This window comes from Alkalihalophilus pseudofirmus OF4 (assembly GCF_000005825.2).
Taxonomy (GTDB): domain Bacteria; phylum Bacillota; class Bacilli; order Bacillales; family Bacillaceae_D; genus Alkalihalophilus; species Alkalihalophilus pseudofirmus.
On the sequence record NC_013792.1, the window covers coordinates 15,429 to 37,864 of the forward strand.

At 35.2% G+C, this 22,436-nt stretch carries 23 protein-coding genes; 16 read left to right on the plus strand and 7 right to left on the minus strand.

The features are described from left to right. Position 1: 1 nt before the first annotated feature. The 8 genes from BPOF4_RS19285 to BPOF4_RS19320 all read left to right on the plus strand — a co-directional run bounded on the left by BPOF4_RS19285 (position 2) and on the right by BPOF4_RS19320 (position 9,180). A complete protein-coding gene (locus tag BPOF4_RS19285) occupies positions 2-2,092 on the plus strand; it encodes a tyrosine-type recombinase/integrase (protein ID WP_012960939.1) in 2,091 nt (696 codons plus the stop codon). After that, on the plus strand, positions 2,085-2,465 hold the full coding sequence (locus tag BPOF4_RS19290; protein ID WP_012960940.1) for a DUF6262 family protein: 381 nt from the start codon (positions 2,085-2,087) through the stop codon (positions 2,463-2,465). The genes BPOF4_RS19285 and BPOF4_RS19290 overlap by 8 nt, the downstream gene beginning before the upstream one ends. 180 nt (positions 2,466-2,645) lie before the next feature. Next, positions 2,646-3,239 (plus strand): class I SAM-dependent methyltransferase, encoded by a 594-nt coding sequence (locus tag BPOF4_RS19295; RefSeq protein WP_012960941.1) that lies wholly within the window; start codon positions 2,646-2,648, stop codon positions 3,237-3,239. 35 nt (positions 3,240-3,274) lie between these two features. Further along, entirely contained in the window at positions 3,275-3,643 is a 369-nt protein-coding gene (locus tag BPOF4_RS19300) for an ArsR/SmtB family transcription factor (RefSeq protein ID WP_012960942.1), read from the plus strand. Next, positions 3,636-5,810, plus strand: a complete 2,175-nt coding sequence (locus tag BPOF4_RS19305) for a heavy metal translocating P-type ATPase (RefSeq protein WP_012960943.1) — start codon at positions 3,636-3,638, stop codon at positions 5,808-5,810. Before BPOF4_RS19300 ends, BPOF4_RS19305 begins: the two co-directional genes overlap by 8 nt. Before the next feature lie 223 nt (positions 5,811-6,033). Next, complete coding sequence (lpdA, locus tag BPOF4_RS19310) at positions 6,034-7,452, plus strand: dihydrolipoyl dehydrogenase (protein ID WP_012960944.1); 1,419 nt, start codon at positions 6,034-6,036, stop codon at positions 7,450-7,452. A gap of 146 nt (positions 7,453-7,598) precedes the next feature. Further along, the gene (locus BPOF4_RS19315; RefSeq protein WP_012960945.1) at positions 7,599-8,216 is read left to right on the plus strand and encodes a CadD family cadmium resistance transporter; all 618 of its coding nucleotides are present in this window, start codon (positions 7,599-7,601) and stop codon (positions 8,214-8,216) included. Between the two features lie 259 nt (positions 8,217-8,475). Beyond that, positions 8,476-9,180 carry an ATP-dependent DNA ligase gene (locus tag BPOF4_RS19320; protein ID WP_148229605.1) on the plus strand — a complete coding sequence of 235 codons (705 nt, stop codon included), beginning with the start codon at positions 8,476-8,478 and terminating at the stop codon, positions 9,178-9,180. A 176-nt stretch (positions 9,181-9,356) separates the two neighbouring features. Here the strand turns inward: BPOF4_RS19320 and BPOF4_RS19325 are convergent, their stop codons facing one another. Both BPOF4_RS19325 and BPOF4_RS19330 read right to left on the minus strand, forming a co-directional pair. Further along, positions 9,357-9,962: a helix-turn-helix transcriptional regulator gene (locus BPOF4_RS19325; RefSeq protein WP_012960947.1), complete on the minus strand. Its 606-nt coding sequence runs from the start codon at positions 9,960-9,962 to the stop codon at positions 9,357-9,359. Positions 9,963-10,126: 164 nt separating this feature from the next. Beyond that, positions 10,127-10,450 carry a hypothetical protein gene (locus BPOF4_RS19330; protein ID WP_012960948.1) on the minus strand — a complete coding sequence of 108 codons (324 nt, stop codon included), beginning with the start codon at positions 10,448-10,450 and terminating at the stop codon, positions 10,127-10,129. A gap of 161 nt (positions 10,451-10,611) precedes the next feature. Here BPOF4_RS19330 and BPOF4_RS19335 point away from each other — a divergent pair, with 161 nt between their 5' ends. The 8 genes from BPOF4_RS19335 to xerS (BPOF4_RS19370) all read left to right on the plus strand — a co-directional run bounded on the left by BPOF4_RS19335 (position 10,612) and on the right by xerS (BPOF4_RS19370) (position 16,670). Continuing rightward, positions 10,612-12,243, plus strand: a complete 1,632-nt coding sequence (locus BPOF4_RS19335; protein WP_012960949.1) for an S-layer homology domain-containing protein — start codon at positions 10,612-10,614, stop codon at positions 12,241-12,243. Between the two features lie 12 nt (positions 12,244-12,255). Then, a complete protein-coding gene (locus BPOF4_RS19340) occupies positions 12,256-12,513 on the plus strand; it encodes a DUF3006 domain-containing protein (RefSeq protein ID WP_012960950.1) in 258 nt (85 codons plus the stop codon). Positions 12,514-12,610: 97 nt separating this feature from the next. After that, a complete protein-coding gene (locus BPOF4_RS19345; RefSeq protein ID WP_148229606.1) occupies positions 12,611-12,970 on the plus strand; it encodes a DUF3139 domain-containing protein in 360 nt (119 codons plus the stop codon). Positions 12,971-13,457: 487 nt separating this feature from the next. Beyond that, positions 13,458-13,778, plus strand: a complete 321-nt coding sequence (locus BPOF4_RS19350; RefSeq protein WP_012960952.1) for a hypothetical protein — start codon at positions 13,458-13,460, stop codon at positions 13,776-13,778. A 13-nt stretch (positions 13,779-13,791) separates the two neighbouring features. After that, on the plus strand, positions 13,792-14,115 hold the full coding sequence (locus BPOF4_RS19355) for a single-stranded DNA-binding protein (RefSeq protein ID WP_012960953.1): 324 nt from the start codon (positions 13,792-13,794) through the stop codon (positions 14,113-14,115). Then, the gene (locus BPOF4_RS19360; RefSeq protein ID WP_012960954.1) at positions 14,108-14,662 is read left to right on the plus strand and encodes a Rad52/Rad22 family DNA repair protein; all 555 of its coding nucleotides are present in this window, start codon (positions 14,108-14,110) and stop codon (positions 14,660-14,662) included. The genes BPOF4_RS19355 and BPOF4_RS19360 overlap by 8 nt, the downstream gene beginning before the upstream one ends. Positions 14,663-14,702: 40 nt before the next feature. Then, positions 14,703-15,092: a hypothetical protein gene (locus BPOF4_RS19365; protein WP_012960955.1), complete on the plus strand. Its 390-nt coding sequence runs from the start codon at positions 14,703-14,705 to the stop codon at positions 15,090-15,092. Between the two features lie 549 nt (positions 15,093-15,641). Continuing rightward, on the plus strand, positions 15,642-16,670 hold the full coding sequence (gene xerS / locus BPOF4_RS19370; RefSeq protein WP_003321456.1) for a tyrosine recombinase XerS: 1,029 nt from the start codon (positions 15,642-15,644) through the stop codon (positions 16,668-16,670). Positions 16,671-16,675: 5 nt separating this feature from the next. Here xerS (BPOF4_RS19370) and xerS (BPOF4_RS19375) read toward each other — a convergent pair whose 3' ends face one another. The 5 genes from xerS (BPOF4_RS19375) to BPOF4_RS19395 all read right to left on the minus strand — a co-directional run bounded on the left by xerS (BPOF4_RS19375) (position 16,676) and on the right by BPOF4_RS19395 (position 22,047). Continuing rightward, positions 16,676-17,764, minus strand: coding sequence for a tyrosine recombinase XerS (gene xerS, locus BPOF4_RS19375; protein WP_012960956.1), 1,089 nt, complete (start codon positions 17,762-17,764; stop codon positions 16,676-16,678). A 700-nt stretch (positions 17,765-18,464) separates the two neighbouring features. Further along, entirely contained in the window at positions 18,465-19,553 is a 1,089-nt protein-coding gene (locus tag BPOF4_RS19380) for a PIN/TRAM domain-containing protein (RefSeq protein ID WP_003321458.1), read from the minus strand. Between the two features lie 619 nt (positions 19,554-20,172). After that, complete coding sequence (cysK, locus tag BPOF4_RS19385) at positions 20,173-21,117, minus strand: cysteine synthase A (RefSeq protein WP_003321459.1); 945 nt, start codon at positions 21,115-21,117, stop codon at positions 20,173-20,175. A gap of 223 nt (positions 21,118-21,340) precedes the next feature. Then, on the minus strand, positions 21,341-21,853 hold the full coding sequence (locus tag BPOF4_RS19390; RefSeq protein WP_012960957.1) for a hypothetical protein: 513 nt from the start codon (positions 21,851-21,853) through the stop codon (positions 21,341-21,343). Continuing rightward, positions 21,853-22,047 carry a hypothetical protein gene (locus tag BPOF4_RS19395; RefSeq protein WP_012960958.1) on the minus strand — a complete coding sequence of 65 codons (195 nt, stop codon included), beginning with the start codon at positions 22,045-22,047 and terminating at the stop codon, positions 21,853-21,855. The genes BPOF4_RS19390 and BPOF4_RS19395 overlap by 1 nt, the downstream gene beginning before the upstream one ends. Positions 22,048-22,436: the final 389 nt, after the last annotated feature.

The following is a 22,436-nucleotide window of genomic DNA, read 5'->3' on the forward strand; positions in this document are numbered from 1 at the left end:
AATGAACCTAAATGAACATAAGAGAGAAACTGAGGATTCGTTCTATCAGCGATTGACGAAAGAACTTTCCTTTTACATTGAAAAGGTGAAAACCAAAGAGGGATTAACTAATCTTACTGTTAATGACCCATATTTTTTATTGAATGATACATGGAGTATCGAAAAACTAGCCACCATCGAAAATTTTAAAGATGCGATTGCGAAGAAAAAATTTAATCGAACGAACGTTATTTTTAGGTTCAGTAATCCTCAAATTCTACTAGAAATGAAATATTTCGTCTTCCGGAAAATGTTCGATGATAACTGGACTATTAACACTTTATTTGTTCAAGGAAATTATAATTTAAAACAGTTAGGACTTTTTCTGGATGAAAAGTTTCCAAGATTGAATTCTATTTTAGATCTTGACATCGAAAAAGCTAATAAAAGGTGGATGATGTGGCTTCAGGAAAAGGGAATCGGTACACATACTAAGGATAAAAGATATGAGAATCCCGTTAAACGACCGGTAACAAGGTTTCTAAAGAGTGTTTATAATGATTTATCAAAACTACTTGATTTTCGGGATGAATGGGAAAAAGAAGTTTGGGATGTGCGTAATCTAAACCAGAAATACGGGATTTATTATAATCATGCTCGTAGTCATGTGAGGCTAGATTTTACAGTTGTGAAACAAATCCCCTTCCGTTTTGAAATACAAAAATGGCTGAAGTATCGCCTTCTTTCAAATGACTTAACTTGGGGTACAGCCGTTAATTATATGGTCAGCATTCCAAAGTTTCTGGATTTTATCTTTGAGTTAGAACCCACATGGAAAAATCTTAATGAACTTTCACGATCTCATTTTGAAGAATATTTGGACCTTTTACATAAAGAAAATGCCGAAAGGCAAAGAGTAACGTATTCTTATGAATACGTTACAAAAGCCATTTCTTCGGCAAATAAATTCCTTGAAGGTTTACAAACGATCAATTCACCTTTAGCACCTAAAAAAGATGTTAGAATGATTATTTTTAGATATGACCGTCCTAAAAAGAAAAAGAAGTCAAAAAAAGTAAAATATATTCCTGATTCTGTTTTACAACAACTATTTGACAATATTAATTACCTTCACGAGGAAGTACAACCTATTATATGGATAAGCTTTAAGACAGGATTAAGGGTGTCTGATACCTTGAGGCTGACACAAGACTGTTTGTTGAGAATTGATGGAAAATACCAACTTATTTCAGACGTGACCAAAACATGTTTAAAAGATCATTCGATACCGATAGATGATGAATTGGCAGATGTAATTGCGGTATTAATTAAGAATTCAAAGGAAAACAGTAACGAAGAAAACAATCCGCAAAACTACATATTCGTTCGCTATCGAGGAGTCCGAAAGGGAAGACCGTACTCTGCCGATTGGATTGGTGAAAGACTTAATTCATTGGCGAAAGAGAAAAAGATTGTTGATGAAAAAGGAGAGATATATCATTTCAGAATGCACCAATTTAGGCACACCTACGCTGTTAAAATGTTAAATAGTGGCGCAGATTTCTTTACAGTTCAGCAGTTATTGGCGCATTCCTCTCCGGAAATGACGCTTGTTTACGCAAGATTATTAGACACGACCAAGAGAAAAGTATTCGAAGAAGCAATGAAGCAAGGGTTGTTTAGTTTTGATGTGAACGGAGAAATGAAACAAATCAAGCCAAATGAAGAAATTCCTGAGGATATTTTAGAAGTCTTGTGGCGTGAACAAAAGTTAAGTGCTGTTGACAATCCTTACGGAACTTGCCACGCTAGAATCAATGGAAATTGCCCACACGCAGAAGAACCTCCGTGTCTTACATGTAATGGCGGTAGCCCTTGTAAGGATCTCGCAATAGGCTTTTCTGAATTAGACATCCAAAAATATGAGCTGCTTGTAAAAACTTCCTCTAGGACTATTGAAGTGTTGGAACAACGTGGTCGTCAAGATATTGCTGAAAAGAACAAAAAGAACTTGGAGCGATACCAAAATATCTTAAACACCATCCAATCCGGCAAATTTATTTTTGGACGTTTGGACAGCATTAAAAGAAAGCAGGGTTTGGCAAATGTCTAATTTTAATCGAAAAGAACAATTGAAAAAAATCCACGAGAGCCGCAAAGCAAATACGGCTTTAAAAGTGGACGGAGCAATCAAAAGGCTTATAAAAGCAAATGAAAGTATTAATTTTAACAGCGTGTCAAAGGAAGCCGGCATTGCAAAAGCAACGTTGTATAACAACGAGGACTTCCGTTCGAGAATTGAAAAATTAAGAAACCAACAATCACAAGTACCCACCCCGAAACAAGTGAAACAGGAAATGAATGAAAGCAACAAGGATGCCCTCATTGCATCCTTAAAAAGAAAAAATCAAAAACTGGAACAGGAAAACAAGCAATTAAGGAAGCAGCTGAAAGTTGCTTATGCAGATGTCTACAAAAAGTTATGAGGGAGAACAACGTTCTCCCTTTCTTCTTGAACGAACGGGCAGTTTAATTGAATAAGAATCAGACATTGGGAATTGGGATAATCCAATTTTTTATTTTTCATTCAAATAAAGGTTTGAATATCATTTAAAAAAGGAGTATACTTTAATCAAACAAACATTTGAATAATAAGGGGGGATTTTATGGAATTAAATAAGTTAGAGTTTTATTTGATGAATAATCCGATTAGACGTTGGTTACAAAAAAACGTTGAATTTAAAACTTTTAAGGGATTCTTAGATGAGCATAATCTTTCATTGGAGGGAAAAGTAGTATTAGATGCTGGTTGTGGATCGGGCTATAGCACAAAATTAATCCAACAATTCTCACCTGCTGAACTTGTAGGATTTGATTTAATGCCATCGCAAATTGTAAAGGCGAAACAAAAATATCCGGAATTGGATTTTTTTGTTGGGAATGTGTTAGACACACAATTAGATTCTAATAAGTTTGATGCAGTTTTTGTTTTTGGGATTTTACATCATATTCCTAAATGGAAAGATGCTATTGGAGAACTTTATAGAGTATTAAAGCCTGGAGGGGTACTTTTAGTTGAAGATTTGAATAAAGATGGCTCTCACTTCTTTGCAACTTATATGAAATTAGATCATCCCCCGGAAGCCTATTTTACTTGGGATGAGTTTACTCATCATCTTGAGGATACAGGATTCACTATTTTAGAACAAAGAAGGATTATCTCAAATGGAGTCGGGTCTTTCCTTTGTTTAAAAAGATAATATTTAAAACATTTCATTGATAAGGAGTGGTCAGTTTGAGTAAAAAAGACAATTGTGAGATTTATTGTTATGACGAAGAAAAAGTCAATCGAATACAAGGGGAATTGCAAAAGGAAGATATTTTTAGTGTTGCCCAACTATTTAAAGCACTTGCAGATGATAACAGGGCAAAGATTTCTTATGCTTTATGCCAAGATGATGAGTTATGCGTATGTGATGTTGCAAATATCATTGGTTCCTCTGTGGCAACAGCTTCCCATCACTTACGAACTCTTCATAAGCAAGGGATTGTGAAGTATCGAAAAGAAGGAAAACTTGCGTTTTATTCGCTAGATGATGAACATATTAAGCAGTTAATCGTTATTGCTTTGGCACATAAGAAAGAGGTGAAAGTAAATGTCTGAACAACAAGCAAAATTATCTGAAGAAGAAATGAAAACCTATCGCGTTCAAGGGTTTACCTGTGCAAATTGTGCAGGAAAGTTTGAAAATAATGTTAAAAAACTTCCTGGAGTTCAGGACGCAAAAGTAAATTTTGGTGCGTCTAAGATATCTGTTTACGGAGATGCAACGATTGAAGAATTAGAAAAAGCCGGTGCATTTGAGAATCTTAAAGTAAATCCTGAAAAATCTGCCCGTCATGTTTCGCAAGAGGTAACCGATGATACAAAAGAAGAAAAAGTTCCATTTTATAAAAAGTATAGTACATTACTTTATTCAACTTCGTTCCTTGCTTTCGGTTATCTCTCCTACTTTGTAAATGGAGAAGAAAATCTTCTTACAACCCTATTATTTTTAGCATCAATGTTGGTAGGTGGATTGTCGCTTTTTAAAGTAGGTTTGCAAAACTTATTACGCTTTGAATTTGACATGAAAACCCTTATGACAGTAGCTGTTATAGGTGGAGCCATTATTGGTGAATGGGGAGAAGTTGCTATTGTTGTCATTCTCTTTGCTATCAGTGAAGAACTTGAACGATTTTCCATGGATAGAGCAAGAAATTCGATTCGTTCTCTAATGGATATCGCTCCTAAAGAAGCACTCGTTAGACGTAATGGTCAAGAAATAATGATTCATGTCGATGAGATTGCTGTTGGTGATATCATGATTGTAAAACCTGGTGAAAAAATAGCGATGGATGGTGTAGTTGTAAATGGTTACTCTGCCGTCAACCAAGCAGCTATTACGGGTGAATCAGTTCCCGTTGAAAAAACGGTTGACGATGAAGTATTTGCAGGTACTTTAAATGAAGAAGGATTACTTGAAATAAAAATAACGAAACTTGTAGAAGATACAACGATATCTAAAATTATTCATCTTGTAGAGGAAGCACAAGGAGAACGCGCTCCTTCGCAGGCATTTGTCGATAAATTTGCAAAATATTACACACCCATCATTATGATCATTGCAGCATTAGTTGCTGTAGTCCCTCCCCTACTCTTAGGTAGTAGTTGGGAAACATGGGTTTATCAAGGATTGGCCGTTCTTGTTGTTGGTTGTCCATGTGCGTTGGTCATATCGACTCCGATTTCTATTGTTTCAGCAATTGGGAATGCTGCGAAAAAAGGTGTACTTGTAAAAGGCGGAGTGTATTTAGAAGAAATGGGTGCTTTAAAGGCAATAGCATTTGATAAAACAGGTACATTAACAAAAGGTGTTCCCGTTGTAACTGATTTTGATGTATTGAATAACCAAACGAATGAAAAAGATTTATTGGCGATTATTACTGCACTAGAGTATCGTTCCCAGCATCCCCTTGCTTCAGCTATCATGAAAAAAGCAGAAGAAGAAAACATTTTATATTCTAAAGTACTGGTAGAGGATTTCTCATCTATTACAGGTAAGGGTATCAAAGGAATTGTAAATGGGATGACATATTATATCGGTAGCCCGAAACTCTTTAGGGAATTATTAACTACTGATTTCGATAAAGACTTAGAACAAAATATTACTGCTCTTCAAAATCAAGGTAAAACAGCAATGATTATTGGAACTGAAAAAGAAATACTTGGAATTATTGCAGTTGCTGATGAAGTCCGTGAATCAAGCAAGGACATTATTCAAAAGTTACATCAACTTGGTATCAAAAAGACTATTATGCTTACAGGTGATAACAAAGGTACGGCGAATGCAATAGGAAGTCATGTTGGAGTATCTGATATCCGAGCCGATCTGATGCCTCAGGACAAATTAGAATATATAAAACAATTAAGGGCCGACTTTGGGAATGTCGCCATGGTTGGAGATGGTGTCAATGATGCACCTGCATTGGCAGCCTCAACAGTCGGTATCGCAATGGGTGGAGCCGGTACAGACACAGCCTTAGAAACGGCAGACGTCGCTCTAATGGGAGACGATTTAAGAAAACTTCCATTCACTGTAAAACTTAGCCGAAAAGCTCTTAATATCATCAAAGCTAACATTACTTTCGCCATTGCTATTAAATTTATTGCCTTACTATTGGTTATCCCAGGTTGGTTAACACTTTGGATTGCCATCCTTTCAGATATGGGGGCGACCATTCTAGTAGCGCTAAATGGTTTGCGCCTAATGAGAGTGAAAGAAGAATAAAGGAAAAGGGCTAAAAAGGCTTTCTAGACAGTTTGGAAAGCCTTTTTCTAAAATAATTTCAAATAGTATTACTTCTTAATATCCATCCTAAATAAATATGGGAAGATTGGGTATAAGTAAATAACAGCTTCATATTACATATAGGTATCCATATGGATAAAAAGAACTTTCATTGGAATTAAAATTAATTCTATTCTTTATCAAATCAAAGGAGGAAACTGATATGACTGTTGAAGGAAAAAGAGAAGTAGATTTGTTAGTTATTGGTGCAGGTTCAGGAGGTTATGTAGCTGCTATACGTGCTGCTCAGTTAGGGAAAAAAGTGGTGTTGGTGGATAAAGCAGAGTTAGGAGGGGTTTGCCTTAATCGTGGATGTATACCTTCAAAGGCTCTTATCAGTGCTTCTGAACGAGTAAAACACATAAAACATGCTAATACAATAGGGATAAAGGTTTCAGGTGAAGTTAATGTAGAGATGCCAGAAGTAGTGAAATGGAAGGACGGTATAGTGAATAAACTAACGAATGGTGTTCAGACTTTGCTGAAAGGAAATGGTGTCGAAGTCATTAGTGGGGAAGCATATCTGACTGAACCCTTTGTTGTCAAAATAAATATTGGTAACCAAGAACAAGTCTTTTCATACAAAGACTTAATTCTTGCAATAGGATCATTACCTACTGAGTTAAAAAGTATGCCATTTGATAGAAAAAGAATCATCTCTTCGACTGAGGCATTGACACTTCAGGAAGTACCGAAACATTTAGTTGTAGTAGGTGGCGGTTATATCGGTTTAGAGTTAGGAACTGCTTATGCCAAATTCGGAGCTAAAGTGACCATCCTTGAAGGATCAGATACAATTATTCCAGGTACGGACCCTATGCTGACAAGCGTAGTCAAACGTCATTTAAAGGAACATGGAATCACGGTCAAAACGAATGCTTTAGTCCAAGGCGGAGAAAATACAGGCGATGAAGTAAACATTGAGGTTCAAATTAATGGAAAAGAAGAGATAATCAAGGGTGACTATTGCTTAGTTTCCATTGGAAGAAAACCGAATACAGGGAAAATGGGGTTGGAAAATATTGGGGTAGAACTTGACCGACACGGGTTTATTAAAATAAATGATAAATGTCAAACAAATGTTGAACATGTATATGCGATTGGAGACTGTGCTGGTGGTTACCTCCTTGCTCATAAAGCTAGTTACGAGGGTAAAATAGCTGCCGAAGTAATAAGTGGGCTAAAAAGTGTGATTGATTTTCAGGCAATGCCTTTTGTAATTTTCAGCGATCCTGAAGTAGCCTATACAGGTTTAACGGAGAAGGAAGCAAAGGAAAAAGGATATGAAACGGTTTCTAGTCGATTTCCATTCCAAGCTAACGGTAGAGCCTTATCTGTTTCGGACGGTGATGGTTTCGTAAAAGTTGTAGCCGACAAAAAATCCAATCGAGTGTTAGGTGTACAAATGGTCGGACCAGATGTATCATCCCTGATTGCTGAAGCAGTTTTTGCGATTGAGTGTGGAGCAACAGCAGAAGATCTCAGCCTTACGATACATGCACATCCAACTTTACCTGAGCCCTTAATGGAAGCTGCTGAAGGTGTTATGGGACATGCTATTCATATGTTAAATAAAATATAATTAGAACAAGTTTGAGCATTAGAGTTGTCTAGAATAATAAAATCACGCCTCCCAACAATTTTTTTAATACATCTATATAAGAGTGTAAATTAAGGGGTTTTTAATATGAAGAAAAGTCCACATCCCAAAACATTGGAGATGGAAAAATGATTGTAACAATGCTTACAGCTGCTACGGTTTATGTGGCGACAGGAATTGATTATCTCGTTATCTTAATCCTCTTGTTTTCGCAAATAAAAAAAGGTGAGGTAAAACATATTTGGATAGGACAATATATAGGAACTGCGATTATTATAGGAGTAAGTCTTTTTGTTGCTCTAGGGGTTGCAAATTTAATTCCTCAGCAATGGGTTATAGGACTACTAGGGCTTTTACCACTTTACTTAGGTGTAAAAATATGGATTAAAGGAGAAGGTGATGAAGATGAAAGTAAGATTTTATCCTTATTCTCCTCAGGTAAATTTAATCAATTATTTGTGACGGTTACTTTCATTGTATTGGCTTCTAGTGCGGATGATTTTTCCATTTATGTACCGTACTTCACGACGTTAAATATGATTGAAATCTTTGTTGCTATTATTGTCTTTTTAATTATGGTTGGAGTTTTATGCTATGTCAGCTATCGTTTAGCTTCCTTAGATTTAGTATCGCAAAAAATTGAGAAATATGAACGTTGGATTGTACCAATTGTATTCATAGGGTTAGGGGTTTATATAATGTTTGAAAATGACACATTCGATGCTTTGATTTCATTTCTTCTTTGAAGTGACAAATCCAAACAATAAAGGAGAACTTTTTATGAATGTTGTTATAATCGGTAGGCCGACAGGCTGGTTAACAATGGGGAGGCACTCAAACAACATAAAATAAGTTTCATAGCGATTGCTAAAAAAATGTACAAGGTAAACAGTCGGTCTTCCGTAATGGGCACGATTGTTGAATAAGGAGTAAAGGAGTGATACATATTAGTCATAACTAGTATGTATCACTCCTTATTTTTTATGACTTTTTTTGATTTAGGTCTTGATAAAAACAGAAGTTACTTCACGATTTCCAGAGTTGCAACAAATTGAAATAGAACCAGGTACGGTGTTAGATGGAGAGCTGATTGTTACAGACAAAGAAGGGAAACCAGATTTTGAAGCAATGATGCGACGGTTTCAAACTAACTTAGTGAAAGATAGACAACAGGTACAATATGTAGTCTTTGATGTGATCTACAGGAACAACCAGAATGTAAGTAGAATGCCTTTGGTAAAGCGGAAGGAACTGTTAGCAGATTTCTTAGGTCCTGACACCGAACTATTAGCTCAAATAAAGTATGTGATAGGTTACGGTAAAGAATTATATGACGCCATTAAACAGGAGCATTTAGAAGGCATTGTCCAAAAACAAGCACAGTCGGTTTATGAGATCGGAAAGCGCAGCCATTCGTGGCTGAAAGTGATCGATTATAATTTTGCAGAAGTAATGATATCTGGTTATTTAAAGAATAAGTTGGGTTGGTTGTTGCAGTTTGATAATGGTGTATATGCAGGAATGATGGAATTAGGAATACCAAGTGAGGCTAAAAATGTCTTCTATTCAATTGCTTCCCAATTGATCACTCGTGAGAAAGAAAACGTTGTATATATAGAACCCATCATCCAATGCAAAGTAAAGTATCGAAATATGACTAGTAAGGGGCTTCTACGACTTCCAAGCTTTGTTGAATTTATAATTCAATGAGACTGCCTAAACAACATAGGAAAGAAACTATATAGCCATTTTTGAACCTTCAAAGAAATTTTAACGTTTTTTAAAAACACCTATACTTTCTTTACTAATTTTACTGGAGTTGATATTAGAAACGTAACAAAGCCCCTTTTCTAAGCATTAAAAATGGGGCTTTGTTCTTAACACTTTTAGACGGAGGCTCTATTTACTTCAATAACCCTCTTAACGATTTCAATTTTATTTTTCACTCTTAACTTCTTCTTGATTCTACTAATATTATTATTGACTGTATGCACACTTATACATGCTTTGTTTGCTATTTCTTCAGTCTTGTACCCATTAAATAGGTAGTGGACAATATCTTTTTCAGTTTGGTTAAACGTAGAGAAAGGTTCTTGGGTGAAAGAAGGAGCCTCTTCATTCTCTTCCCCTTTTTGTACCTCTTTTAGGACTAGTTCTTGAAAGGTTAATGCTAAATAGGGGTGGTAAGTGACTGCTTTATTTAATTCTTCACCAAGAGTCTCCTTTATAGAAGGGATAACACTCGCCTCATGGTACGTTAAAATGGAATTAACTAATGCTCTCTCTTCAGGGTCTATAGCCCAAATAATCATTGAATCATTAAGTTCTTCAAGTAAGTCATCTATGAAAGAAGCAACGTGTTTCCATTTCAGATTTAGGTAATGTATTGTAATGGTTTGCGGTGTTTTTTTGAAATGACGTTTAATGGCAGGGGATAGTGAACGATGAGTAGTAATAACAGCAATGCGTGGAACAATAGGGCTTACAATCAACCTTATTCAACTTCCTTTCTCAACCTCATTAGGCATACAAATATTCCCTAAATATAAAAAGAATAGTAACCCTTAAGAATATTAACCTATTTTGCATACTATAAGAAACATGTCGAAAGTTGTATTTTATTGTTGAATAATGGTAATTGGGTAAACGGGGAAGATTATTCTGTTGACGTTAAGTGGTTTAACATATCATGTGCGAGGAGTAGCATTTCGGTGTAATAATCAACTGGCAAATTTAAATTAGAGGCTGCAATATCAAAGGTTCGACGAGTATCGAGGTATCCATTTTTGGCTTTTTCTATCTCAACGCGTTTATCTTCGAAATAAATTTCTCGCAAATCGTCTGGCAAATAAAAGAGAGCATTTTGACGCTCTAGGTGTGTAATTAGTTCATCTACTTCATCTTGAAACTCTTCTTCTAAGAATGATAACCATTCTTCTTCGGGCAACTGTTTAAATCCATCTTCCATATCTTCATTCATCTGTCATTCCTCCTTATATAGCATTTTTCGACACTCTCATTGTTTTTTCCTTTAATTAGTAAAATATTTCTTTACTACTAAGAAGAGCCTATTGGAAAATTATGTTGCTGAGCCTTTTCCATGGTACGATAACACAGTAAAACAAATGAGGAGGATGAGAAATGAATAATCGGAGTATATTTATTACTTTATTGATCGTATTAACTTTGATTGTTACACCGGTCAATGCACAGAGTAAATTCCCAGATGTCGCAAATACACACTGGGGAATCAATGAAATTAACTATCTATCTGAAAAAGGGATCATTAATGGGTTTCCTGATGGAAGATTTGGCCCTACTAATAACGTGACTCGTGGGGATGCAGCAATCATGATAGCTGGTGCTCTAGGGCTGGAGTTAACAGGATCAAAAGCCCCTTTTAACGATGTTCCGAAAACTTATTATGCTCATGATGCCATTTCAGCTGTTGCTGCAGAAGGGATTATTGGGGGGTATAGAGGTAACTATTCTCCGCGTGATCCATTAACAAGGGGACAGATGGCCGCAATCCTTCAACGCGCCTTTAACTTATCTGGAACGTGGGACAGAGAGTTTAAGGATGTAGCCAACGATCATTTATTTTATTCTAGTATTCAAGCAGTAGCTTCTAATAATATTACGGTGGGATACCCCGACCTAACGTTTAAGCCAAGTAATCAAACGCAACGAGCTGAGTTCTCTGCCTTTTTAGCTAGAACTCTTGAAGAAGAATTCAGACCGAAGTTGGTATCACCATTACCAATCGACGACTTAGAAATTCACCACTTAGATGTAGGACAAGGTGACTCGACCCTTATCATAGCTCCTAATGGCAAAACCATTCTAATTGATGCAGGTACTCAAACTGCTGGACAACAAGTGGTAAGCTACTTAAAACAAGCGGGTATAACGACAATCGACCATCTTATTATCACTCATGCTCACGCAGACCATGTAGGCGGTGCTATTCAGGTGATGAATGAGTTTCAAGTAAATAATGTCATAGACAGTGGGATTCCTCATACCTCCCAAACATACTTAAACTATTTAACGTATATTGATGAACATAATGTTCCGTTTGAAGTAGCAACAGTAGGTGACTCTATTAACCTAGATCCTTCACTAGATATTATAGTTGTAAATAGCGGGGAAGAAGGAGATAGTTTAAATGACGCTTCCGTTTCCTTGCACCTTACGTTTGATTCATTCACATACTTAATTACAGGCGATGCAGAGGAAACAGCTGAGCACCGCATTGTAGAACAATTCAACGTACAATCTGACGTATTAAGAGTAGGGCATCATGGATCTCGTACCAGCACGACTCCTTACTTCATTACAAATGTTCTACCACAAACGGCCATTATTAGCGTCGGTGAAGGTAATTCTTACGGACATCCCCATCCAGAAGTATTAGATCGTTTAAAAGAGGTTGGAGTAGAAGATATTTTCACCACGATCGGTGGAAGTGTCATTGTCTATTCTGATGGTAATGACTATACAGTAGAAAAACAAAACGGTAATGGGCAGCCCGGTTCGGATCCGATCATCGATGATCCAATCGACGAATCACCTTCTTACCCTATTAATATTAATACAGCTGGTTTTGAGGAGCTTCAGCATATTACGGGAGTAGGTGACGTTATTGCTCAAAGGATCATTGACTACCGTCAAGCGAATGGTCCATTTCAAGCGATAGCAGAGATTAAAAATGTTAGTGGTATTGGAGATGCAACGTTTGAAAGAATGAAAGACCAAATCACAGTACACTAAAGGGTGAGGGTCATGGAGAAGTACACAGTAGATCGGATAGAAGATGGTCAAATGGCCGTCCTTTTGAAACGTGATGACGAAAAAATCAGCAAAGATGTTTCTCTGGATGACCTTCCCAAAGGTATTTCAGAGGGGGATATCTTATCTATCCGATTTGATGAGCAGGGTAACATAGTGCAGGCTAAAATATTGAAGGTTGAGAAAGAAGCCGCTCTAAAGAAAGCTAATGACTTATTAGAGAAGCTGAGAAATAAAAACAAAAAATCGTAATTATTCGTTCGAGCACTTACATTAGTAAGTGCTTTTTTGTACATGACCGGTAATGGCGAACTCTAGGGTGCAATTCTTGTGGAGGAGCATACAACTAATGGAGGTGTATCTGATGAGACTAAGCTTGAAAATTTTCTATTATCTATGTGTTATTTTAATAGGGATTATACTTACTATTGCTATTTACAATTACCGATTAAATCTAGTAAGCGGTAGTAAAATAGAGAAGGACAGAATTTTACAAGAAACGATTTGGAGTTTACAAGAAGAGGGATATAATAAAGAGGATATTCATTTTGTTTATAGTGATTTCAATTATTATAAAGGTCAATCCTATGAAGCGTATGTAGCGTTTGAAGAGGATCATCAAACCTTATATATCTATACCTGGAATGATCCTAAGAGAAAAGAGTTTGTAAAAAGAGTAGGAGAAACTGGTAATACTTTAAATGACTAAAGCGTTTTGAAAAGATTCAGACGCACCTTGGTTACGATCACAATTGTAATTAATTAAAAAAGACCATTAGTAACCTCAAAATCTCTGTTGTTAATCTGTTGCCTATGATAAAAATAAATATTATCATTAATAATAACAGAACCCACCACGCCTCTTAGCAATGCGGACCAAGGTGGGTCATTTTATTTTTAAGGAGAAATATAAAATAAATGGGATCTATTAATACCTGCACGGCTTGAAATACGTTTGATGAAGTATCTCATCTGGGCATTGCTCATTCGATGTGAGGATCGATCTGTGAAAAAATAGCAGGGGCAGCATCTTTCCGGTTGTGGATATACCGTTTTAAAATAAGGTCTTTGGAAGTTGTAACAAAGATGCCCGGCTAATTATTAATTATATCCCTTGCTCTCCTATATTACTGAGCTTTTTTCGAACGTATGTTAGTATTAATATAATCTGAAATTTCTCAAGGGAGGAAAATAAAATGGACCAAGTGAAACCTTTAACCTTTCAGATCGAAGAGATACAAGCTAGATTTGAATTATTTGTAAGCAACGTCTTCTTAAATGATGAAAATAACGTGGTGAGAACAGAGATATTACCTAAGCTATGGGAAGTCTCGGTTCCAGAAAAAGATTTCAAAGTATTGGTCGAGTGTAAAAACATAGGGAATTGGCATGGAGTAGAGCAATGGTGTGCTGTAGTTACTGAGCCAAACGGAGATAGCTCTAATTTTCTCCTATTTGAAGAAGAAATCAAAGTGTGGTTAGAAGAACAGAGGAGAATGAGAGGGATAGAATCTTGAAAGGAAGATGCTTATGGCTGACATTAATCAAGTAGTCCTGTCTGGCAGGTTAACTTCCGATCCACAACTCCACTACATTAATCGAAATAACGAAAAAGTAGCAGTCTGTAATTTCTCAATCGCTTCAAAGGATACACATGGCCGAACTTCCTTTATTAGCATTATTGTATGGCGTCAATATGGCGAGGCTGCAGCCAACTATCTAGAGAGTGGGCAGGATGTAACAATAGTAGGTAAATTGTATAGTCGCAAAGATCCGAAGTCATCTAGAACATTCATAGAGGTTCATGCTAGTGAGATAAAATATGGGAATAAACCAGGTGTTAATCATGAATGATTTTAACGAACTTATAAATGGGCTATGTAGACCTTTTCCACCAGAAACATATCAACCTAGACATGATGGCCATGGAGTGTATATTCCTATTAGATATTATATCGAACGTCTTAATCAAGTCGCTAGCGACCACTGGTCACATGAACGAGTAGGAGAGCCTATATTTTATGAAGACGATAAATTTGTCCATACGGTAGTCAAAGTGACCATTATGGGCAGAAGTCATATGGGAGAAGGTTTTTCCAGATATCAGACAGATGATAAAGGGAAAATCATAAATAGACATTATGCTATCCGTTCAGCAACAAAAGATGGCATTAGAGATGCTATTTCGTTCTTCGGGATAGGGAAAGACCTAGAGTCAGCTACTAAGCCTACAGCGGCTAAAGTAAAAGAAAACGAGAGAGTTGACCATTCAATACAGAAACTCATTTGTATAAAGTGTAATAGAGAGTTGAGTGACTATGAAGTGAGATTGCTTCAATCACACAAAGTAAAATTAACGTATTGCGAAGATCACATTCCATCCCACTTCTTAAAAAAATGATAAAAGAAGCAATTTTAATCAGTAGGAAGGTTGTGTCAAAATGATCGACTATTATAAGTTTGACGTAATGTTCTTTGATGAGGTCATTGCCTATGTAGATTTAAGACCTTATGGAAGTGATAAACCATATGTTATTAATTATATTGAAGGATTTAACAAACAATTTTCCCCGAAACCCGAAGGAAACATCACAATAGTTGAATTAGAAAAATGGCTAAAGTGGCGGGTGTTTCCTGAAACTAGGGTCAATGCTGATGAATTACTAGCAGCACTTGGTTTAAATAGCTATAACCGGTGGGCTATTGTTCGTAAAACACATGGTGTAATGGCTGATGATGAGATCTGGCTACGCTTTAAAGGTGAAACCTTGAAGCATCGTGATGTCACCCTGCGCAAATCTCTCTATTATCCAGATTCCCCCTCTATATAGTCTCAAACTGAGAACTGGGATTAATACAGAAAATCTGTCATGGTAATCAGATCTATCGATATCAATTATAAGAGTGGCGGTGCAAATATTTATTTTGAAATTAGATAATCTTTAAGTATGTAATAGGTGGAGTTTTTCACCTGTTACTTTTAAAATTCGTGCTACAAGTATCTTGAGGGTAGGGGTCTTAATCTAAAAAGAAGTCATTATTTTATTGTTCGTATAATATAAATTTCATGAACAATTGGTGGTATAATTATTTTATAGTAAAAGTTAAATGTCGCCAATTGTACGTTGAAGCAAAGTCATATACATATGGGAACCGAAGTTATATACATAAGAGAAATTTCACTTAAATAGCATCATTATTCTCTATCTGTTGGGAATCAAAGTTATATACATACCGAAAGCGATGACGCAAACTCATATGCATTCTCGTGTGTCCTTTTTAAGAATAGTAATTGGTAAATCTTTTTTATTTATTCAATCAGCTATTTTATTTAATATTAGTGTAAAGGTCTTACTAAATAAAAAGGTTGGTTGATTACCATGGCCCTTAGCTCAGAAAATAAAGATAAAACATTAAATAGTTTTCCTTGGTTTGTAAAAGAATATTTTGATAACAGTAATCTAGTTACACAAACCAAAGAAGGTTATATTATTGATCTTCTAACATTTTTTAATTGGCTATCGAATTCAAAGCTAAATAACTGTTTAATTTCGGAAGTTTCTCTTAAAGATCTCCAAAATCTTAAGGCTCGTGATATAGTGCAATTTAAAAAATACTTAGAGACAAATATCTTCAATCCTAGAAATAATAAATCTGGTCTGAGCGATTCTGCAGTTTCACGCAAGCTATCTGCATTGAGTTCACTTTTTAATTATCTAGCTTATAAAGCAGAGTTTGATGATGGTGAACCTTATCTGAATTACAATGCTGTCTCTCACATTAGAATAACCAAAGTTAAAAATGAAAATATCAATAGTATTAAAAAGCTCGATGACTCACTATTTCTTACTGAAGAAGAATATAACAAATTCAGGACTTTTATAGTGAAAGATTATGAATTAATGATTAAGAACAATAGACAGTTGCTTTTATATCAGCGTAATAAAGAACGCGATATTGCCATTATATCTTTACTATTGGAAAGTGGATTACGTGTAAAGGAGCTCACTAATCTGCAATTAGAGAATTTAGATTTAGAAAAAAATAAAATAATTACTAATGACTGCACTCGAAGCACTGTCGTCTTACCTGAACAAGCAAAGGTAGATTTAGAAAACTATCTTAAGGTTCGAAAGGTGCGTTATAATCCCAATGAAAATGTAGTTGATGTATTCATAACCAGGTATTCTCAAAGTGCGAAGTCACTTAGTGTTAGAGCAGTTCAAAATATAATCGACAAGTATGCTGAAGCTTTTGGAATGGTTGGACTTACTGCACAAAGACTAAGGTATTCTTTCGCGATTAATTTGTATAAAAGAACAAATGATTTAAGATATGTTAATGATCAACTAGCTCAAAAATCTACAAATTTGAAATGGTTCTATAATAGTTTCGAGGACAATTTATAACATAATTAAATTTCAGTCTTAGGTATATCCATATTATCAACAGCATTTTTCAAATCATCATTCTTAATGTGTGTATATATCATAGTTGTTTGAATAGAAGAATGACCAAGTTGCCTTCTTAGTTTAGGTACATCATTTATTTCCCTATGGTATCTTGTTGCAAAAGAATGTCGCAGTTTATGAACTGAAAGAGAAGGTTTACCATATGCAAGTGCATACTTTTCAACCATTTTTTCAATGGCTCTGGCACTTAACCTTCGAGATGTTCCCTTAGGTCCCATTGGAGCAGATACAAAAAGCGCTTTTACACCTTTCTCGACTTTATACCGTTCGGTTCTTACTGTTAGGTATTCCTGTAAATCGTCCATCGCTAATTTACTAAAATAAACGAATTGCTCTTTGTTCCCTTTGCGAATTGCGCGTGCTGTAAATTTGTTAAAATCGATGTCAGCCAAATCTAGGTTTACAACTTCGGATAGTCTAAGGCCTGAACCTAGAATTAATGATATGATGGCTGTATCTCGTTCCTTATTTAAAATATGAAAGTTAAATATTTTTTTGTTGTTTTTATTTATTTGACCGTAATCGTGGGAGATGAACTGCCTAAAGGCTTCATATTCATCTCCCATGAGTATTTTCCCTTCCATTTTATTTGCAGTAGTTTCTATACTGTCTTTCATTACATTAAAATCTATTTTGGTCATAACATTCCTGCTAATATATGGATTTAAATCAGGCGTTTCAGCTATATTTTGTAGATAATTGAATAATGATTTTAAGGCGGAAAGTTTACGGTTGACTGTAATTTCTTTGTTTTCCAATACATATTCTAAGAAACCTAGAAAACTTTCCATTTGTTGTACAGTTAATTTCTCCATTATTTCTAATGGGACCTCTTTGATATTACCTTGATAAATAGATTCAGATATAATCCAATTAAAGAAGATTTTAAAATCATGACAGTAATTCATCAGAGAACTCGAAGAAAGTTTTCTTCTCCTGTGATCAATGAACTCTCCTACGTACCATGGCAAATCCTTAAGTAACTGCTGCATTTTTATATAATGATTTTGTTGCTGTGAATTTATTGCCATATAATCACCTCATTTTAAGTAATTCTATAAATAAGTCTTAAATCCTTTAAATTTATTACGTAAAAACAACATTTTACGTAATAAATTGAAGGTGATACTACATATAGAATTTAGATTTGTTGTTATATGTTCAAAGCCAAAAAGTACGTACAGTAAAGACATGAATTTATGTACCAAAATCTTTAATTGTAATTACCAATCAAAACGGTTCCTTCTCCCTCCATAAACTGTTCTACTAGTACAAAATTTTATGTCTTAGAATTACAATGTACATACGTTATTTGTTTTAATTTAGAGACAAAAAACGTATGTACATTTTTCGTTAGCATTTGATACTTGATATCTTGTACAGATTTTTATATCCTTTTACATTTATATTCATTCAGACTTTAAGCTTTTTCAATGTTTATTTTTATGTTTGTATATAAGCTTTTGTATCTCAGAGTAATGCGATCATTCTCCATTTATGGTAGAAACACGCACCACTGTCCTGCTCATTTAATTTAAGTGTAACATTTCACAATCTAAAAGCCTATGAGATATCCTCAAAGGATGGTCATTATTCTACCATTGCACTAGTAAACCACTAGAAGTATTTTATAAGCGCTAGAACTTTTTTTAAAACATTACGTCTTTATTTCATATCTACAAAATGACTGAGTTGAAAATAGGTGTTTGCACCTGTTTGGACCTGTTTAATTTAACTGCAAATAGGCTTTGCAAAAATCAATCGCCCTGTACTTGTTTGTAATGCCTTCGAAACAACAACAATTACATTCTGCCCTATATGTTCTTGGCCATCATCAACTACGATCATTGTCCCATCATTAAGATAGGCAATACCTTGATGATATTCTTTTCCATGCTTTATAATTTGTACCTTAAGTTTTTCACCGGGTAGGACAATAGGTTTCATTGCATTTGCCAAATCATTAATGTTCAGAACCTTAATACCTTGGAGTTCGCATACTTTATTTAAATTAAAATCATTTGTAATGACGACACCTGGTAAAACTTTTGCTAACTTTACTAGCTTACTATCCACCTCTTGTATATCTGGAAATTTGCCTTCATAGATTTCAATTTCAACATTAGCATGTAAATTGTTTCGTATTTTATTAAGAATATCTAAACCGCGCTGACCACGAATTCGTTTTAATTTATCAGACGAGTCTGCAATATGTTGTAGTTCTCCTAACACAAAATCTGGAATAACTAATGTCCCTTCTATAAAACCCGCCTCACAAATATCTGCAATTCTACCGTCAATAATCACGCTCGTATCGAGAATTTTCATTTCTATTCTGTTTTTCTTATGTGCTCCTTCTTCCGCTTTCTTCTTGTCTTTACTGAAGTGTCTTGTTAAAGAAAATAAATTATTTAACTCATGACGTTTCTTAAATCCAATCTGATAACCTAAGTAGCCAATAAAAATCGTTACAAAAATTGGTGAAATTGTACTTACAACAGGAATTTGAATGGCACTAATAGGAATTCCAATTAAATACGCAACGATAAGTCCGAGAATCAATCCCATCGTACCAAATATCACATCCGTTACTGGTGCTTTAATTATGGATTCCTCCATTAGCTTCATTAAATTGACAATATAATGAGTCAGCCCAAATGTCGTATAATAGAAAATAATTACTCCAAAAGCTGTACCTACATAAGGATTTATCAACCATAAAGGTATTTCTCTTAAAACATTACTAATTTCTGGAATGAATAAATAACCTAACGTTCCTCCAATAAATATAAATAATAAATGCACAAGACGGTTTAACACTATTTACCTCCTGCTTTTTCTTTTTGAGGAGTTTTCAACTTTCAACTTTCAACTGTTAGCTGATTTCTGGACTCCACTATCTATTGAACTACTTATAATGACAATTAGGGCACACAATAATTTGTCGAGTTGATTTGCTAAATAGAGAAATAAAGGAGTTCTAACATTTCCGGCGAACTTTTATATATTAATTTACCATTTTTATTTGACTTCAGGAAATTTAGGAAAATCCTATCATTCCTATCACTAGTTCAGAGATTAAACAAATAAAAAGGTCGGTATTTTGCATTTCAGATTATTATTACTGCTTTGTACGAATTGGTCTTTATCTTAATTGTAGACAATAAATTTGAAGAAAACGTGAATTTAAATTTATTAGGGAATACTTATTTTCTTTTTAATATAGTGTTTCTGTTAAATTGCTGATTTCATTAACTCATCTTTTAAAATCCTTTTTATTATTTTCTTGTGGTTAAATCGTGTTCTTCATTTTTAGCAATAATACTCATTGTTTCTTATAAAAACCATTATGATAAATAACACGATATGAATTATAAAAAAGACAACCCTAGTCCTTTTTGGAACCAGAGTCGACTTGAACGTATATATTCGTAATGAATTACTCTTTTTCCTGAAATAATGCAGTAGATAAATATCTTTCTCCCGTATCAGGTAAAATAACAACCATAGTTTTGCCCTTGTTTTCAGGGCGTTTACCTAGTACAGAAGCTGCATGAAGAGCTGCACCGGAGGAAATTCCAACTAAGATACCTTCTTCCCTCGCAAGCTTACGCGCAGCTTCAAAAGCCTCCTCATTACTAATCTGAATAACTTCATCATAGCTATCAACATTTAACACCTTTGGAACAAAACCAGCACCTATTCCTTGTATTTTATGAGGCCCCGGATTTCCTCCAGATAAGACAGGAGATGCAAGTGGTTCAACGGCTACAGAAAGGAAAGATGATTTTCGTTTTTTTAGTACTTCTGAGACACCAGTGATCGTCCCACCGGTACCAATCCCGCTAATTAGGATATCAACCTCTCCTTCAGTATCAGCCCAAATTTCTTCGGCCGTGGTTTTTCTATGGATTTCTGGATTAGCGGGATTATCAAACTGTTGTGGCATATACGCATTTGGTGTACTTTCAACTAGTTCGTTAGCTTTTTCAATTGCACCTTTCATTCCTTTTGCTCCCTCTGTTAAAACTAACTCTGCCCCTAGGGCTTTAAGAATATTACGACGTTCAATACTCATCGTTTCAGGCATAACGAGGGTACACTGATAACCTTTGGCTGCACATACATATGCTAGTGCAATTCCCGTATTCCCACTGGTTGGCTCAATTATGACTGTCTCTTTATTAATGAAACCTTGTTCTTCGGCAACACTTATCATCGCAAATCCGATCCGGTCCTTGACACTAGACAATGGATTAAAGTACTCCAGCTTTGCTAAAACTTCAGTACATGTGCTGTCACTAATTTCGTTGAGTCTAACTAAGGGTGTTCTACCGATTAACTCTGTGATGTTTTTAGCTATCTTCGGACGATTTAAATCCACTATGAAACTCCTCCTTAGAATTAATATTTTAATTGTTCATATTTATCATAGGATTAAAATGTGTTGAAACTATGAAAGATATAAAAAATAATAAACTCTTTATGAAGAAACAAAACTTAATCAAACACCTTCAATTGTATCTGTGTTATCCCTACTAATCCGGAAACTTTCTTCGGTTAGTTTATGTCTAAATAAGGTACTCTAAATAAGCTGACATTTACTGTTAATAGTTTTTACGTAATTTACTTTGCCTACTTTTCCCATATCGCGTCATTCCTTGTGGCTTATATACTGACAAGATAATAGTTAAAAACAACACCACTAATCCACCCCCAGCATGAAGAAGTTGGCCCCACAGACCATCAAAGTTAAAAGCACCAGTCTGATGGGTGATATTCGCTAGATAACTAACTGTCGGCATATTTAAAAGCAAAACAACAGTTGCAACTATGGTAAGAAGAAGTTTAAAGAGAATCCAATAATGCCTAAATAAGCCCCAGGCGGTCCCGAGTGACATGACAAGCCCAGTTAGAAAAGAAACGAGTGCTAATGGGACAATGACATACCATCCAATAATCTCCATAGCACTCCACGCAACTCGCCCCGTTTGAACATCTTGCGTTGTCAATGCAGCTATTACGAGAGCTATGTATCCAAATACCGCTCCCAACCAGCCAACTGTAGATGTAATATGTATCGTGAGTGTTAATTTGCGAAACCATGGTACCATAATCATTAATAACTACCTCCGGACGCTAAATGGCGACCTGGTCCATGATCGCCTGTGAAGATCATTATGATAACTAGTACAGCTATGAGGATCACAATGATTCCTATTACCTTAACCCAGGTTGGTGTTCTATGGTTAGAATCAGAGCCGGAATTTTCCATATCCTTATCAATTTTAGTGTCTGATGAAAACTTTTTCATTTAGGTAACCTCCAAATTATAAACTACAGTTAAGTATAACAATTTTTTATGAACATTCGATGAATAGATTTTCTCTTTTTAGCTATCAAAGAACAGATGGTTTATCGAATTTTTCTCTTTCATATGTTATATCCTTTTTCCAATTCCACTAACAAAACACTTAATAATTTTTCATCAAGGAGACACAAACGTGTCGTTCTACAAACTTTCTACAAAATTTATTTATAATATGTGGTTAGAATATAAAATCTAGAGGCGAAATCAAGGAAACTTAGATTTTTGTGATGACTACCTTAGGGAGAGTAATAGCTAAAAAGATATAAAGCAAACAAGAACGAATACTAGCTAATATCCGCATCTTGATATTTAAGGTCCTTACAAAAATTGCG